Source organism: Paraburkholderia ferrariae NBRC 106233 (assembly GCF_000685035.1).
GTDB lineage: Bacteria > Pseudomonadota > Gammaproteobacteria > Burkholderiales > Burkholderiaceae > Paraburkholderia > Paraburkholderia ferrariae.
The window spans coordinates 365,319-380,117 of record NZ_BAYB01000007.1 but is presented as its reverse complement, the minus strand read 5'-3'; the positions used below and the strand labels follow the sequence as shown (position 1 = coordinate 380,117).

The following is a 14,799-nucleotide window of genomic DNA, read 5'->3' as shown; positions in this document are numbered from 1 at the left end:
CAACGAAGGCGGGCGGCACGCCCGGGGCCGCGCCGCGGGGCGATAATGGCGCCATTTTCACGCACCGGAAACCCTTTCATCGATGAGACCTCCGCGCCTCGATCAGCTCGACGACCTCGACCGCAGCCTCGTTGCGCTGCTGCAGGAGAATGCGCGCGAAAGCGTTGCGAACCTTGCCCGGCGCCTGGGCGTGGCGCGGACCACGGTGCTCGCGCGCATTGCGCGGCTTGAACGCTCGCAGGTGATTGCGGGGTACGGCGTGCGTCTGGGGCAGGACGTGCTCGATGCGAGCCTGCAGGCGTGGGTGGGGCTCATCATCGCGCCGCGGCACGGTCCCGACGTGCAAAAGCGCCTCGGCAAGCTGCCCGAGGTGCAACTGCTCTGCGCCGTGAGCGGCGAGTACGACTACGTCGCCTGGGTGCGCGCGGAAACGCCCGACCGTCTGAACGATCTGCTGGACCAGATTGGCGGCATGCCGGGCGTCGAGCGCACCACGACCTCCATTGTGCTCGCCCGCAAGATCGACCGCGGCTCGGTCATGGGCTAGGGCCTCGCTTCATGCGCTGCGCCTCGCCTGGCGGACTCGATGCGACATTTCGACGAAAGTGTTCGTCAAATCGTCGAATTCCATGGTCGGAACGCAGCATTTTGTGTCTATGAACCGTACTGGCACCTCCCTAGACTTGGGGTCAGCGGGCGCCGCGCGCCCAGGACCCCAGAACAAAGGAGATGCAAAATGAAAGTCGCGATTGCCGGCGCCGGCCTCATCGGCCACACCATTGCACACATGCTGCGCGAGACCGGGGATTACGAAGTGGCCGCCTTCGACCGCGACCCGAAGGCGCTCGAAAAGATCGCCGCGGACGGCATTCGCGTCGAGCGCGTCGATTCGGCCGATGCCGCGGCCCTGCGCGGCGCGCTCTCGGGCTACGACGCCCTCGTCAATGCGCTGCCGTATTACCTCGCCGTCAACGTTGCGTCCGCAGCGAAGGGCGCGGGCGTCCATTACTTCGACCTCACCGAGGACGTGCGCGCGACGCACGCGATCCGCACCCTCGCCGAGGGCGCCGACCACGTTTTCATGCCGCAATGCGGCCTCGCGCCCGGTTTCATCGGCATCGCGGCGCACGCGCTGGCGAGCCGCTTCACCGAGATCCGCGACGTCAAGATGCGCGTGGGCGCACTGCCGCAGTTCCCCACCAACGCGCTCAAGTACAACCTCACGTGGAGCGTGGACGGCCTCATCAACGAGTATTGCCAGCCGTGCGAGGCGATTCGCGACAGCCGCACGCAGTGGGTGCAGCCGCTGGAAGGCCTCGAGCACTTCTCGCTCGACGGCGTGGAGTACGAAGCGTTCAACACCTCGGGCGGCCTTGGCACGCTGTGCGAGACGCTGGCCGGGCGGGTGGAGTCGCTCGACTACAAGTCGGTGCGCTATCCGGGCCACCGCAACCTGATGCAGTTCCTGCTCGAAGACCTGCGCCTTGCCACCGACCGCGACACGCTCAAGTCGATCATGCGCCGTTCGGTGCCGGCCACCGAGCAGGACGTCGTGCTGATCTTCATGACCGTGACCGGCATGCGCGACGGCCAGCTCGTGCAGGAAGTGTTCACGCGCAAGATTTTCGCGAAGACCGTGTGCGGCGTGCCGATGAGCGCGATCCAGATCACCACGGCAGGCGCGATGTGCGCGGTGCTCGACATGTTCCGCGAGAAGAAGCTGCCGCAGAAGGGCTTCGTGCGCCAGGAGCAGGTGTCGCTCGACCAGTTCCTCGCGAACCGGTTCGGGCAGGTCTATGAAGGCGCGACGCTCGACGCGCGCGCTTTCGCCCAGGCCGCCGCGGTCTGAGCGTCGCCGGACAGTAGAAGGGCAGTAAAAGCGCCGGGGAAAGGGGCCGCGCCGCTCAGGCCGGCGGCCTTTCCTCCGCGAGGCGCGCAAGCAGCGCGTCGAAGTCGGCCTCGGCGGGCGCCGTGTTGTCGAACACGATGACACCCTCCAGCGCCTCGGTAGCGGGCGTGAAGCGGCGCTGCCGGTAGTCGTCCCAGTGCGCGAGCTTGTACGCGTCGCCCGGATGGGCGCGCGCGACGATACGGCTTTTCGCCGCTTCCTCGGAAGTCTCCACCCAGACCACCTTCACTATCGCATCGGGCGCGATGGCGAGCCACGCGCGGTCGAAAAGCCGCCGCTCGCGGATCTCGCGCGAAAGCGGCGCGACCGCGAGCACGCTCACGCCCAGTGCGAGGTTTTCGCGCGCGGTGTCGATGAGCCCGAGGTATTCGGGGTCGCGCAAATGCTCGAGGAAGAGGGGGCTGTCCCGGTCGTTGGGGTCCTGCCCGAGCGCGGCCAGGGTGGCGGCGCCGGTGCGGCCGTACAGCGTGTCCTTGTCGAGCAGGCAGAAGGGCTCGCCGGTGGCGCGGCTCAGGGGGACGAGCAGGCGCTTCGCGACCGTGGTCTTGCCGGTGCCGGCATGGCCGCACAGAAAAACGAGCCGCGTCACGCGCGGCGTCCGGGCTCCGTGCCGGCCGGTTCGCCCTGGCCGTTCGTGATCTTGCCGTTCGCATCGAGCCACATGGCGTTGATGATGCCGAAGCCGAGCGCCACGCCGATGCCTAGAATCCACGAGAAGTACCACATTGCATTCGTCTCCCGGTTCGTTTCCGTTCGGAACTGCCCGCCTGGAACTGACGATAGCGGCGCTTTGGCGGCCCAACAGGCCAAACCGCTGCCGTATCCTGCACGAAGCATATACCATCGGCAGTGGCCGCGGCGAACCGGCGGCCTGCGCCGGGGCAACGGACCGGCTCACAAAGACCTGCCCAGGCTCACACAAACCGACACACACAGGGGAAGCGCCCATGCCATCGCGCGTGTTCCATGCCTCGCTCAAGACGCTCGCCTTCGCGGCATGCGCCGTGCTTGCCTTCGCGCTGGGCGGCTGTGCGCAGGAGCCGCCCACGCCTGTGCCGTTCAAGCCGGTTCCGGCCGGGCGCATCCTGATACCGTTGTACACGCAGCCCGCTCCGGGCCTCGTGGCCGTCGACGTGCGGCGCGAGCGCGGCTCGGACGTGATCGTTCGGTTTCGCGACGCGCCGGTCTATCTCGACGGCCAGCACGTGACCGACCTGATGAACGGCGAGCACGTGGTGTTCTACCTGAGCCCGGGCGTGCACCGCATCGGCGTGACGACGCAGTTCGACCCCGTGGTGGAGCTGCGCTTCCTCGTCGATGCGCGCTATACGAACCGCGCGAGCGTCTGGTTCGACAAGGAGCACCGCATCCAGATCCGCCGGGTGGCGCAGTGAAGCCGGCGCATCCTGGGGATGCTGTGGCTGCGGCCCTGCAGCAGAGGGAACCGGCGCCGCGCGAGGCGGTCAGTCCTGCGCATCCGCCCAGACCGCACCGTGGCGGGCCCGAACCCCTGCAGGTCAGGCGGCCCACGCCCGCCGCCAGGATAAAAACACCATGCTGATCAATTGCGCCGCCTATCAGAGCGGCAAGAAACTGGGCGACGTCGCCGTCGAAGACATCAGCGACTATCTCGCCAAACCCGAGTGCTTCGTATGGGTCGCGCTCAAGGACCCCGACGCGGCCGAGATGGCCACGATGCAGGAGGAGTTCGACCTGCACGCGCTCGCCATCGAAGACGTCATGAACGGCAACCAGCGCCCGAAGATCGAGGAGTACGGCGACACCCTCTTTGCCGTGTTCCACACCATCGAGATCGGCGACGACGGCGAACTCGTCATGGGCCAGGTCAACGTGTTCGCGGGGCGCAACTTCGTGCTCTCGGTGCGCCACCGGACGCAGCAGGGCTTCCAGGACGTGCGCGCGCGCTGCGAACGCGAGCCGGATCTGCTCACGGAGGGAGCGGGCTTCGTGCTCTACGCCCTCATCGACAGCGTGGTGGACCGCTACATGCCCGTGCTCGACGTGCTCTCGGGCGAGATCGAGGAGCTCGAAGACCGCATCTTCGAGAAGCACGGCGCCGCGGCCTCGCGCGCGATCATCGAGGATCTCTATTCGCTCAAGCGCCGGCTCGTGATTCTCCAGCATCACATCTCGCCGCTCGTGGAGGCGGTGGGCAAGCTCGTCGGCGGCCGCATTCCGCAGATCTGCGTCGGCATGCAGGCGTATTTCCGCGATGTCTACGACCACCTCGTGCGCGTGTCCAACGTGATCGACGCGCGCCGCGAAATGATCGTCACGGCGATCCAGGTGAACCTCGGCATGATCTCGCTCGCCGAGAGCGAGGTGACCAAGCGGCTCGGCTCGTTTGCTGCGCTCTTCGCGGTGCCCACCATGATCGCGGGCATCTACGGGATGAACTTCCAGGAGATCCCCGAACTGCATTACCGCTACGGCTATCCGGTCTGCCTCGGCGTGATGGCGGCCATCGACGTGATCCTGTTCTTCCTGTTCCGGCGCGCAGGCTGGCTCTGAGCGGGGCGGTGCCCGGCGCGCGATGCGCTGTGCATTGCAGCAGCAGGTTTCGTTGACAGTGCGGCGGCGCGCCCACCAGAATGGTCCGTCGCAAACGTTTGCCTGTGCGCCGCTAGGCGCGCCGCCCGCAACGGCGTGCCCGGGCGCGGCGCCGGGCCGCTCACCAGGAAAATTTGGTGCTCCCAATGAAGTAGCCGCTCAAGAAATGCGCTGTGTGGCCGTTATTCGTACGGTGAAGGTGAGAAGAGCGGTGCGGCCGGCGAAGCGGGATCGCCGCAGTGCCGCAATGCTCGCCGCCAAGCCGCACAGGCCAGCACGGGGAGCCGGCCGGTACGTGCGCTGCGTGAGCCGGCTGGCACCCGCCGCGCACGGCCCCAGGCCCAACAGGATCGTGATGGATGCAATTGCCCCCGACGTAACGTCCGCCTCCCATAAGGTGCTTGCGGTCACGGGCGTCGGCAAAACCTACGAGCAGCCGGTGCTCGCCGACGTCAGCCTCGCCCTTCATGCTGGCGAGGTGCTGGCGCTCACGGGCGAAAACGGCGCGGGCAAAAGCACGCTCTCGAAGATCATCGGCGGCCTCACCGATCCCGGCGCCGGCAGCATGACGCTGCTGGGCCGTCCCTATGCGCCGGGCAGCCGGCGCGAGGCCGAAGCGCTCGGCGTGCGCATGGTGATGCAGGAGCTGAACCTGCTGCCCACGCTTTCGGTGGCGGAGAACCTCTTTCTCAATCATTTGCCGCGCGCAGGCGGATGGCGCCCGGGCTGGATCGACCGGCGGCGCCTGCGCGAGGACGCGCGCGCGGCCATGGCGCAGGTGGGGCTGGAGGCGATCGACCCCGATACGCCGGTGGGCGAGCTCGGCATCGGCCACCAGCAGCTTGTGGAGATCGCGCGCAACCTGATCGGCGAAACGCGCGTGCTGATTCTCGACGAGCCCACGGCCATGCTGACGGGCCGCGAGGTCGAGCTGCTGTTCGAGCAGATCGCGCGCTTGCGGGCGCGCGGCGTGGCGCTCGTGTACATCTCGCACCGGCTCGAAGAACTGGAGCGCATCGCGCAGCGCGTGGCCGTGCTGCGCGACGGGCGCCTCGTGCGCGTGGACTCGATGGCGAACCTCACGCCCGAGCGCATCGTCGCGCTGATGGTGGGCCGGGAACTGGGCGAGCAGATCGATCTGGGCGAGCGCCGCATCGGGGCGCCGCTCCTGAAGGTGGAGGGCCTCGGCCGTGCGAGCGCCGTGCGCGACGTCTCGTTCGAGGTGCGCGCGGGCGAGATCTTCGGCATCTCGGGGTTGATCGGCGCGGGGCGCACCGAGCTGATGCGGCTCATTTACGGCGCCGACCCGAAGGATCGCGGCAGTGTCGCGCTCGCGCCGCAGCCGGGGGCCGCCCCTGTGGTCGTGAAGATCGACGCGCCGGGCGACGCCGTGCGGCTCGGCATCGCGCTCATCACCGAGGACCGCAAGGGCGAGGGGCTGCTGCTGCCGCAGCCGGTCGCCGCGAATGTGACGCTCGGCAACGTCGGCGCCGTATCGCGCTACGGCGTGATCGACGCGGGCCGCGAGAACGCGCTCGCGCGCGAGCAGATCGAGGCGCTGCGCATCCGCACGGCCGGCCCGGGCCAGGCCGTGGGCGAGCTCTCGGGCGGCAACCAGCAGAAGGTCGTGATCGGCCGCTGGCTGGCGCGCGGCATCAGCAGCGAGGCGCGCGTGCTGCTCTTCGACGAACCCACGCGCGGCATCGACATCGGTGCGCGCTTCGAGATTTATGCGCTCATGGGGGCGCTCGCGCGCGAGGGGCGCGCGCTCGTCGTGGTGTCGAGCGATCTGCGCGAACTGATGCTGATCTGCGACCGGATCGGCGTGATGTCGGCGGGGCGCATGACGGCGATCTTCGAGCGCGGCGCGTGGACGCAGGATGCGTTGCTGGGCGCCGCCTTCGCGGGCTACCGCGCCGAGGACGCGCTGCTTGCCGACGCGGCGGATCTGCCCGACGGCGACGACGTGCCGGATGGCGCGGGCGCATACGCCGGGCACAAGCGGCCGCCGGACGAGCCACAGGAGAGCGTGAGGCCATGACGAATCAACCGTTGCGCGGGCAACCGGCTGGGCCGGGCTCGTCGGAGGCAAGGAGCGGCGATCCTGCCGTCGCTGCGGCGAGCGGCCGGCCGGCGGGTACGCGTTTTGCCTTCTCGAACTACCTGGGCCTCGCACTCGCGCTCGTGGCGATGATCGTGCTGTTCTCGGTCCTGAGCTCGCACTTCCTGACCTACGACACGTTCAGCACGATCGCGAACCAGATTCCCGATCTCGTCGTGATGGCGGTGGGCATGACCTTCGTGCTGATCATCGCGGGCATCGATCTTTCGGTCGGCTCGGTGCTGGCGCTGGGCGCTTCGGTGGTGAGCGTGGCCTCGCTCAAGTGGGGCTGGGGCGCGCTGCCGGCCGCGCTCGTCGGGCTCGTGGCCGCGGCCGCCACCGGCACGCTCACGGGGGCCGTGACGGTGGGCTGGCGCATTCCGTCGTTCATCGTCTCGCTGGGCGTGCTCGAAGCCGCGCGCGGGCTCGCCTACCAGATGACGAACTCGCGCACGGCCTATATCGGCGACGCGTTCGACTTTCTCTCGAACCCGATCGCCTTCGGCATTTCGCCCGCGTTCCTGATCGCGGTGGCCGTGATGGTGATCGCGCAGCTCGTGCTCACGCGCACGGTGTTCGGGCGGTATCTGATCGGCATCGGCACGAACGAGGAGGCGGTGCGGCTTGCGGGCGTCGATCCGCGGCCCTACAAGGTGATCGTGTTCGCGCTCATGGGCGCGCTCTCGGGGCTCGCCGCGCTGTTCCAGATTTCGCGGCTCGAAGCGGCGGATCCGAACGCGGGCGACGGGCTCGAACTTCAGGTGATCGCAGCCGTGGTGATCGGCGGCACGAGCCTGATGGGCGGCAGGGGTTCGGTGATCAGCACGTTCTTCGGCGTGCTGATCATTTCGGTGCTCGCGGCGGGGCTCGCGCAGATCGGCGCGAACGAGCCGACGAAGCGCATCATCACCGGCGCCGTGATTGTGGTGGCGGTCGTGCTCGACACGTACCGCAGCCGCAAGGGCGGCCGGCGCAGGACATAAAACAATCGGATGAGGGCGCGGGCCGCCACGGGGGCGGACCGTTGAGGGCTTTGGCCGCGTCGCGGCGCCCGCCGTGGCGAGGCGGGGGGCGGGATGGGTGCCTCTGGGGTGCCTCTGGGGCGCCTTGCGGGCAGCAGGCGGGTGCCCGGCAGGTGCCAGGCGGGAACGGCCAGGCGGTGCGGCTGGAACAAGTAGTGAACCAGGCAGGAGCAACAGAAAAATGGCGACGATCAAGGATGTGGCCGCCGTGGCGGGGGTGTCGTTCACGACGGTGTCGCATGTGGTCAACAACTCGCGGCCGGTTTCGGCCGACGTGCGGGCGAAGGTCGAGCGCGCGATCCGCGAGCTGCACTACGTGCCTTCGGCCGTGGCGCGCTCGCTCAAGGCGCGCGCGACGGCGACCGTCGGGCTGCTCGTGCCCAACGGCACGAATCCGTACTTCGCGGAGCTGGCGCGCGGGGTGGAGGACGGCTGCGCGAAGAAGGGCTACTGCGTGTTCTTCTGCAACTCGGACGACGATCCCGTCAAGCAGCGCAACTACCTGCGGGTGCTGCAGGAAAAGCGCATCGACGGGCTGATCGTGGCGTCGGCGGGCGAGGACGCGGTGCTGGCCGAGACGCTGGCCGACGCGCGCGAGCCGCTCGTGGTGGTGGACCGCAACATCGAGGGGCTCGCGGCCGATCTCGTGCAGATCGACCACGAGCGCGGCGCCTGGCTTGCCACGCGGCATTTGATCGAGCTCGGGCATTCGCGCATCGGCTGCATCACGGGGCCGGTCTCGACCGCGGTGAGCGCGATGCGCGTGCATGGCTTCCTGCGCGCGATGGCCGAGCGCGGCATCGAGATCGGGCCGGGCGCGATCGTGGAGAGCGACTTCTCGGGCACGGGCGGCTATCGCGCGGCCGCGCAGCTGCTCGACGGCGTGCGGCCGACGGCCATCTTCGCGTGCAACGACATGATGGGGATCGGCGCGTTGCGCGCGGCCGCCGAACGGGGCCTCTCGGTGCCGGGCGACTTCTCGGTGATCGGCTTCGACGACATCGAATTCGGCCATTTCACGTGGCCGACGCTTTCGACCGTCGGGCAGTCGGTGCGCGCGCTGGGCGAGATGGCGGCGCTCACGCTGATCGAGCGGATTTCGGGCGCCGTGCCAGCCACCCCGGGCCCGGGACGCCGCCGCGTGATGGCGCCGCGCCTCATCGCGCGCGAATCGACGGCGGTGCTGGCCGACGCGGCCGGCCTGCGCTCGCTCGCGGCCTGAGCCGGGCCGGTCTTGCGACCCGTTTTTGCCCACTTCGCCGGCCACGGGGGGCGCCGCAGCCGACGCTCCCGGGCCGACATCGAGCACGTCGGCTTTTTGTAATTATTGCCGCCGCCCTCCGTTCATATCTTCTGACAATTTACTTTTTTCAAGTCTCCCAAAACGTTTGCCGTAAACGATATTTAGAGCTTCGGCTCGCATAGCGGCGGTCAGACCGGCGCCATAACGATACGGACGGGAGGGACATGAACAAAGGCATCAGCATCAAGGCGCGCATCGGGATCACGATGGCGTTTCTGGCGACGCTCGTCGCCGTCATCAGTGCGCTGGGGCTGCTCGGCCTCCAACGAGCCAACGACGCGTACCTCGACACCTACGCCAACCAGATGCCCAGCGCGCGGGCCATCAACATGGCCGAACTCTTTGCCGCGCGCGAGCGCCTTGTGCTGGATCGCGCGGGCTACGAGATCGGCACGCCCGATGCCGCACCGACGCTCGAGCGCGCGCGGGGGATGCGCGTCATTTCGGATAGCTGGTGGAAGAAGTATCTCGACCTGCCGCGCGATGCGGACGAAGGCCGCCTTGCCGACGAGGTGGCCGCGCGGCGCGACGCGCTGCATCAGGCCGCCGACGCGTTCGCCGCGACGGTGGCGGCCGGTGACTCGACGAAGCTCATCGAAGGCGCCAAGGCCATGCAGGCCACCTACGACACGCTCGCCAAAGCGGACGAAGCACTCGACAACCTGCAAAGCCAGCAGGCGCAACAGGGCTATGAAGCCGCGCAGGCGGCCCATGACGAACTGCGCCTGGCGAGCATCGTGGCGCTCCTGTTCGGCATCGGCGCGGCGGTGTTTTCGTTCTTCACGCTGCGCCGGGCCATTGCCGAGCCGCTGGGCGAAGCGCTCGGGCATTTCGACGCGATTGCCGCCGGCGACCTGCGCCGCTCGGTGAGCGTGCGCCGCCGCGACGAAATGGGCGACCTGCTCAATGGCGTCGCGAAGATGCAGCGCAGCCTGATCGACACGGTGCGTACCGTGCGCGAAGGCACCGAATCGATCGCCACGGCCACGCGCCAGATCGCGGCGGGCAACATCGACCTGTCCTCGCGCACGGAAGAGCAGGCCACGGCGCTGCAGGAAACGGCATCGAGCATGGAGCAGCTCACCGGCACCGTGAAGCAGAACGCCGACAATGCCCGCCAGGCGAGCGCGCTCGCCGCCAACGCCTCGGAGATCGCCAACAAGGGCAACGCCGTCGTGAGCCAGGTGGTGGGCACGATGGGCGACATCAACCAGAGCTCGGCGAAGATTGCCGAAATCATCACGATCATCGAAGGCATTGCGTTCCAGACCAACATCCTCGCGCTCAACGCGGCCGTGGAAGCGGCGCGCGCGGGCGAGGAGGGGCGCGGCTTCGCCGTGGTGGCGGGCGAGGTGCGCAGCCTCGCCCAGCGCTCCTCGGCGGCGGCCAAGGAGATCAAGGCGCTCATCGACACCTCGGTCGAGCGCGTGCAGACGGGCTCGGCGCTCGTGGACGAAGCCGGACGCACGATGGGCGACATTATCGCGGCGGTGCAGCGCGTGACCGACATCATGGGCGAGATCGCGGCTGCCTCGCAGGAACAGTCGGGCGGCATCGACCAGGTGGCGCGCGCCGTCACGCAGATGGACGAGGTGACGCAGCAGAACGCGGCGCTGGTGGAAGAGGCCGCCGCCGCGGCGCAGTCGCTCGAAGACCAGGCGAGCCGCCTGCGTACCGCTGTCGCGGTGTTCAGCCTCGACGACACCGGTTCGGGCGCTTTCGCAGCGGGCTTCGGCGCCGCGGTTAAACCGGCAGGGGTGGCAGCGCGCGGTGCGTCTGCGGCTCGCGCGGTGACGTCGGCCGCCGTCACCTTTGCGGCGGCATCGGCGGCTGCGAAGCCGGCGGCTCCGGTCGCACCGGCTGCGGCTCCCGCTCCCGTTCCTGCTGCGAAGGCAGCTGCGCGCCCGGCCACCCGGCCCGCTACGCGTGCCACGGCAGCCACCACCGCGGCTGCAGCGCCCGCGGCAGCATCCGCCGCAGCGGGCGGCAACGACGACGACTGGGAAACGTTCTAAGTGCCGGCCCAAGCCGGTTGGCCGGCCGACAGCTAACGTTTGCCTTCAGGCCGCCGGGCAGCCCGCTTCCTCGCAACGCCGCTGCGCCGCAGCGGCGTTTTTCATTGGCCGGACGGTAGCGCGCACGCCAGGGCATCGCGGTTACGGTACATTGGCGGGTGGTGTCATGAGCGCGGCCGTTGTGCCAAGGTACACTGCGCGCTTCAGCGTCCGCCGCAAGCCCCTTTGCCTGCCGTGCACCGGCACGGGGCCTGCCGGCGGCAAGACGTCCAGACCCGGAATACGGCCGATAACCACCGATACAGCGACCGCCCGCCGCGCCTCGAACCCGGCATGAGCCGCGCGGGACGGCACAAGAGGACCCAGACATGACGCATGACGATCTCGCGCAACGCCTCGTGAATGCGCGCCGCCGGCATCAGCCGATCGAGACGGTGGCGCCCGAGCGTCTGCCGCCCGACGCGGCCACGGCCTACGCGATCCAGCAGGCCGTGATCGCGGGCCTCGGCACCACCACGGGCGGCTGGAAGGTCGGCGCAAAGTCGCCGGGCGGCCCGACTTCGGGCGCGCCCATTCCCGCGCCGGTGATCCATGCGTCGCCCGCCCGGCTCGAGCGCCATGCTTTCTTTCGCGTGCTGGTCGAACTGGAGATCGCGTTTCGCTTCGCCGAGCCGATCCCGCCGCGCGCCGACGCCTACGCCCGCGACGAAGTGCTCGCGCGGGTGGGGCAGATCCTGCCGACCATCGAGATCGTCGATAGCCGCTTTGCCGAATGGCCGAACGTCGCGCCGCTCGCGCAGCTTGCCGATGCGCAGAACAACGGCGCACTGGTGACGGGCCACGCGCAGCCCTACAGCACGCTCGCGCGTTCGCTGGACTTCGTGGCGCCCGAGCTCGAACTGACCTTCGACGGCGTGTCGCTCGTGCCCGAAGCGCCCGGCAATCCGGCCGGCGACCCGCGCGAGCTGCTGGTCTGGTTCGTCAACCACTGCGCGGCCATGGGTATTACCATCGAGCCGGAATGGACCGTGACGACGGGCACCTACGTGGGCGCGCACCGGATCGACAAGCCGGGCATCCTGCGCGGCCATATCGACGGGCTGGGCGAGGTGGAGATCGAGTTCGTCTGAGGCACGCGGCGCGTGGAGCGCGCCGCTGCCGGAAGGTGGGGCGAAAGCCGTCGGCGCAATGCGCGACGGCTTTTTTTACGCCCGCTCGCTTGCGTCTCGCCGACGCGCGGCGGCGGCATGCGCGAGGTGTCGCGCGCACCGGTTTCTCCCAGAGGGATAACCACTACGCTAGAAGGGCTGCGCGCGATGCACCGCGCACGCGCCAATCCGTACCAACTCACCGGCACCGGCACCGGCACATTCGACGCGTAACAGTGGAAAAAACGAACAGTGACGCGCGAAGACAACAATGTGACAACAACGCAGCGACAAAGCGGATTGACGATGGGGAGTGAGGCAGATGTGCGCGCGGGGCCCCGGTATGCGGCGCACGTTCGATGAAGAGGCGGCCTGCCTGCCAAAGCGTCGGCAACCGGTGCCGACCTGGCCGAACCGTGCGCCTTTGAACACATCGCCGGTCTGAATCTTGCGCCTGTCCGGAAGATCATTGTAAGACGTAAAACGGTGCCCCTCCAAGCCCGAATTTTCCTCACGCATCCGGCGCGATTTCTCTGTGAAAAAAAATTCAAAAGGGTTTAGGATGAATTCGAGCGATGTCGTTTACGATGAGCGCGCCGCGCACGATATCGGTCGCAGATCTAGCGAGGAGGTAGCATGGATATCTATAGCAGCTTCGCGAACCGCTTCGAAAAAACGCGAGAGGAAGAATTCTCGCTTGAGGAGTATCTCGCGCTCTGCAAAGAAGATCCCAGTGCGTACGCCACGGCTGGCGAACGCATGCTGACGGCAATCGGCGAACCCGAACAGATCGATACCCGTAACGATCCCCGCCAGTCGCGCATCTTTGCCAACAAGGTCATCAAGGTGTACCCGGCGTTCCGCGAGTTCTACGGGATGGAGGACGTGATCGAGCAGGTGGTCGCGTATTTCCGTCACGCAGCGCAGGGCCTCGAAGAAAAGAAGCAGATCCTCTATCTCCTCGGTCCGGTGGGCGGCGGCAAGTCCTCCATCGCCGAGCGTCTGAAACAGCTCATGGAGCGCGTGCCGTTCTATGCGATCAAGGGATCGCCCGTGAACGAGTCGCCGCTCGGCCTCTTCGACTACGACGAAGACGGCCCCATTCTCGAAGAGCAGTACGGCATCCCGCGGCGCTATCTGCGAAGCATCCTGAGCCCGTGGGCAGTCAAGCGCCTGCACGAATACAACGGCGACATCCGCAAGTTCCGCGTGGTGCGCCGCTATCCGTCGATCCTGCGTCAGATCGGCATTGCGAAGACCGAGCCTGGCGACGAGAACAATCAGGACATCTCGTCGCTCGTCGGCAAGGTCGACATCCGCAAGCTCGAACAGTACGCGCAGGACGACGCCGACGCGTACAGCTACTCCGGCGGCCTGTGCCTGGCGAATCAGGGTCTGCTCGAATTCGTCGAAATGTTCAAGGCGCCGATCAAGGTGCTGCACCCGCTCCTCACGGCCACCCAGGAAGGCAACTTCAAGGGCACCGAAGGATTCGGCGCGATTCCGTTCAACGGCATCATCCTCGCGCACTCGAACGAGTCGGAGTGGAAGGCATTCCGCAATAACCGCAACAATGAGGCACTGCTCGACCGTATTTTTGTGGTCAAGGTGCCGTATTGCCTGCGCTACTCGGAAGAGATGAAGATCTACGACAAGCTCTTGCGCAACTCGTCGCTGGCCGACGCCGTGTGCGCGCCGGGCACGCTCAAGATGATGGCGCAGATGGCAGTGCTCACGCGCCTGCAGGAGCCGGAGAACTCCAGCCTCTTTTCGAAGATGCAGGTGTACGACGGCGAAAACCTCAAGGACACCGATCCGAAAGCGAAGTCGTACCAGGAGTACCGCGACTTCGCCGGCGTCGACGAAGGCATGAACGGGGTTTCCACGCGTTTCGCGTTCAAGATTCTCTCGCGCGTGTTCAACTTCGACTCCACCGAAGTGGCTGCGAATCCGGTGCACCTCATGTACGTGCTCGAACAGCAGATCGAGCGCGAGCAGTTCCCGCCGGAAACCGAGCAGAAGTACCTCTCGTTCGTGAAGGACGTGCTGGCGTCGCGCTATGCCGAGTTCATCGGCAAGGAGATTCAGACCGCCTACCTCGAGTCGTATTCGGAATACGGGCAGAACATTTTCGATCGCTACGTGACCTACGCCGACTTCTGGATTCAGGACCAGGAGTTCCGCGACCACGACACGGGCGAAAGCTTCGACCGTGCGGCGCTCAACGCCGAACTGGAGAAGATCGAGAAGCCCGCGGGCATCAGCAACCCCAAGGACTTCCGCAACGAGATCGTCAACTTCGTGCTGCGCGCGCGCGCGGCCAACGCGGGCAAGAATCCCGCGTGGATCAGCTACGAGAAACTGCGCGTGGTGATCGAGAAGAAGATGTTCTCGAATACGGAAGAACTTTTGCCGGTCATCTCGTTCAATGCGAAAGGATCGGCGGAAGAGCAACGCAAGCATGAAGACTTCGTCAACCGCATGGTGGCGAAGGGCTACACGCCCAAGCAGGTCCGGTTGCTGTGCGACTGGTATCTGCGTGTGCGCAAGTCGTCGTAAGTGGCCGTGTGACGTCATGAACGACGAGGCTTTACCGTCCGCCCGCACCGCCGCCCCAGCAGCACGGCGGCGCGGGAGGACTTCCGGCGGGGCGCGAACCGCATGGCCGTAAGCGCGAAGAAGACGGCCGGCGCCACAGTGTAGTCGCGCGGCGCCTCGCCCATTCGAAAC

12 protein-coding genes are annotated in these 14,799 nt (G+C 67.4%); 10 read left to right on the top strand and 2 right to left on the bottom strand.

The features are described 5' to 3' along the window. Positions 1–82 precede the first annotated feature (82 nt). Both BFE01S_RS08635 and BFE01S_RS08630 read left to right on the top strand, forming a co-directional pair. Positions 83–547, top strand: a complete 465-nt coding sequence (locus BFE01S_RS08635; RefSeq protein WP_028225136.1) for an Lrp/AsnC family transcriptional regulator — start codon at positions 83–85, stop codon at positions 545–547. Between the two features lie 189 nt (positions 548–736). After that, entirely contained in the window at positions 737–1,849 is a 1,113-nt protein-coding gene (locus tag BFE01S_RS08630) for a saccharopine dehydrogenase family protein (RefSeq protein ID WP_028225135.1), read from the top strand. 55 nt (positions 1,850–1,904) lie between these two features. Here BFE01S_RS08630 and BFE01S_RS08625 read toward each other — a convergent pair whose 3' ends face one another. Both BFE01S_RS08625 and cydX read right to left on the bottom strand, forming a co-directional pair. Further along, positions 1,905–2,498, bottom strand: coding sequence for an AAA family ATPase (locus BFE01S_RS08625; RefSeq protein ID WP_028225134.1), 594 nt, complete (start codon positions 2,496–2,498; stop codon positions 1,905–1,907). Next, a complete protein-coding gene (cydX, locus tag BFE01S_RS41830; protein WP_052420822.1) occupies positions 2,495–2,635 on the bottom strand; it encodes a cytochrome bd-I oxidase subunit CydX in 141 nt (46 codons plus the stop codon). The genes BFE01S_RS08625 and cydX overlap by 4 nt, the downstream gene beginning before the upstream one ends. Positions 2,636–2,856: 221 nt before the next feature. On the opposite strand from cydX, the gene BFE01S_RS08615 reads away from it, so the two are divergent. The 8 genes from BFE01S_RS08615 (at position 2,857) to BFE01S_RS08580 (ending at position 14,628) form a co-directional block, all read left to right on the top strand. Beyond that, entirely contained in the window at positions 2,857–3,303 is a 447-nt protein-coding gene (locus tag BFE01S_RS08615; protein ID WP_028225133.1) for a hypothetical protein, read from the top strand. A gap of 160 nt (positions 3,304–3,463) precedes the next feature. Then, on the top strand, positions 3,464–4,441 hold the full coding sequence (gene corA, locus BFE01S_RS08610) for a magnesium/cobalt transporter CorA (protein ID WP_028225132.1): 978 nt from the start codon (positions 3,464–3,466) through the stop codon (positions 4,439–4,441). Between the two features lie 394 nt (positions 4,442–4,835). Continuing rightward, positions 4,836–6,521: a sugar ABC transporter ATP-binding protein gene (locus BFE01S_RS37955; RefSeq protein WP_084169654.1), complete on the top strand. Its 1,686-nt coding sequence runs from the start codon at positions 4,836–4,838 to the stop codon at positions 6,519–6,521. Further along, positions 6,518–7,564 carry an ABC transporter permease gene (locus tag BFE01S_RS08600; protein ID WP_028225131.1) on the top strand — a complete coding sequence of 349 codons (1,047 nt, stop codon included), beginning with the start codon at positions 6,518–6,520 and terminating at the stop codon, positions 7,562–7,564. The genes BFE01S_RS37955 and BFE01S_RS08600 overlap by 4 nt, the downstream gene beginning before the upstream one ends. Positions 7,565–7,784: 220 nt before the next feature. Continuing rightward, positions 7,785–8,825: a LacI family DNA-binding transcriptional regulator gene (locus BFE01S_RS08595; protein ID WP_028225130.1), complete on the top strand. Its 1,041-nt coding sequence runs from the start codon at positions 7,785–7,787 to the stop codon at positions 8,823–8,825. A gap of 245 nt (positions 8,826–9,070) precedes the next feature. Beyond that, positions 9,071–10,921, top strand: coding sequence for a methyl-accepting chemotaxis protein (locus BFE01S_RS08590; RefSeq protein ID WP_028225129.1), 1,851 nt, complete (start codon positions 9,071–9,073; stop codon positions 10,919–10,921). Positions 10,922–11,289: 368 nt separating this feature from the next. Then, positions 11,290–12,051, top strand: coding sequence for a 2-keto-4-pentenoate hydratase (locus BFE01S_RS08585; protein ID WP_028225128.1), 762 nt, complete (start codon positions 11,290–11,292; stop codon positions 12,049–12,051). 654 nt (positions 12,052–12,705) lie between these two features. After that, a complete protein-coding gene (locus BFE01S_RS08580; protein WP_028225127.1) occupies positions 12,706–14,628 on the top strand; it encodes a PrkA family serine protein kinase in 1,923 nt (640 codons plus the stop codon). The last annotated feature ends 171 nt before the right edge of the window (positions 14,629–14,799 follow it).

Excerpts from the sequence above, each read along its gene's own strand:
- BFE01S_RS08635 (WP_028225136.1), top strand. The coding sequence starts at position 83 with ATGAGACCTCCGCGCCTCGATCAGCTCGACGACCTCGACCGCAGCCTC.
- BFE01S_RS08630 (WP_028225135.1), top strand. The coding sequence starts at position 737 with ATGAAAGTCGCGATTGCCGGCGCCGGCCTCATCGGCCACACCATTGCA.
- cydX (WP_052420822.1), bottom strand. The coding sequence starts at position 2,635 with ATGTGGTACTTCTCGTGGATTCTAGGCATCGGCGTGGCGCTCGGCTTC.
- BFE01S_RS08615 (WP_028225133.1), top strand. The coding sequence starts at position 2,857 with ATGCCATCGCGCGTGTTCCATGCCTCGCTCAAGACGCTCGCCTTCGCG.
- corA (WP_028225132.1), top strand. The coding sequence starts at position 3,464 with ATGCTGATCAATTGCGCCGCCTATCAGAGCGGCAAGAAACTGGGCGAC.
- BFE01S_RS37955 (WP_084169654.1), top strand. The coding sequence starts at position 4,836 with ATGGATGCAATTGCCCCCGACGTAACGTCCGCCTCCCATAAGGTGCTT.
- BFE01S_RS08600 (WP_028225131.1), top strand. The coding sequence starts at position 6,518 with ATGACGAATCAACCGTTGCGCGGGCAACCGGCTGGGCCGGGCTCGTCG.
- BFE01S_RS08595 (WP_028225130.1), top strand. The coding sequence starts at position 7,785 with ATGGCGACGATCAAGGATGTGGCCGCCGTGGCGGGGGTGTCGTTCACG.
- BFE01S_RS08590 (WP_028225129.1), top strand. The coding sequence starts at position 9,071 with ATGAACAAAGGCATCAGCATCAAGGCGCGCATCGGGATCACGATGGCG.
- BFE01S_RS08585 (WP_028225128.1), top strand. The coding sequence starts at position 11,290 with ATGACGCATGACGATCTCGCGCAACGCCTCGTGAATGCGCGCCGCCGG.
- BFE01S_RS08580 (WP_028225127.1), top strand. The coding sequence starts at position 12,706 with ATGGATATCTATAGCAGCTTCGCGAACCGCTTCGAAAAAACGCGAGAG.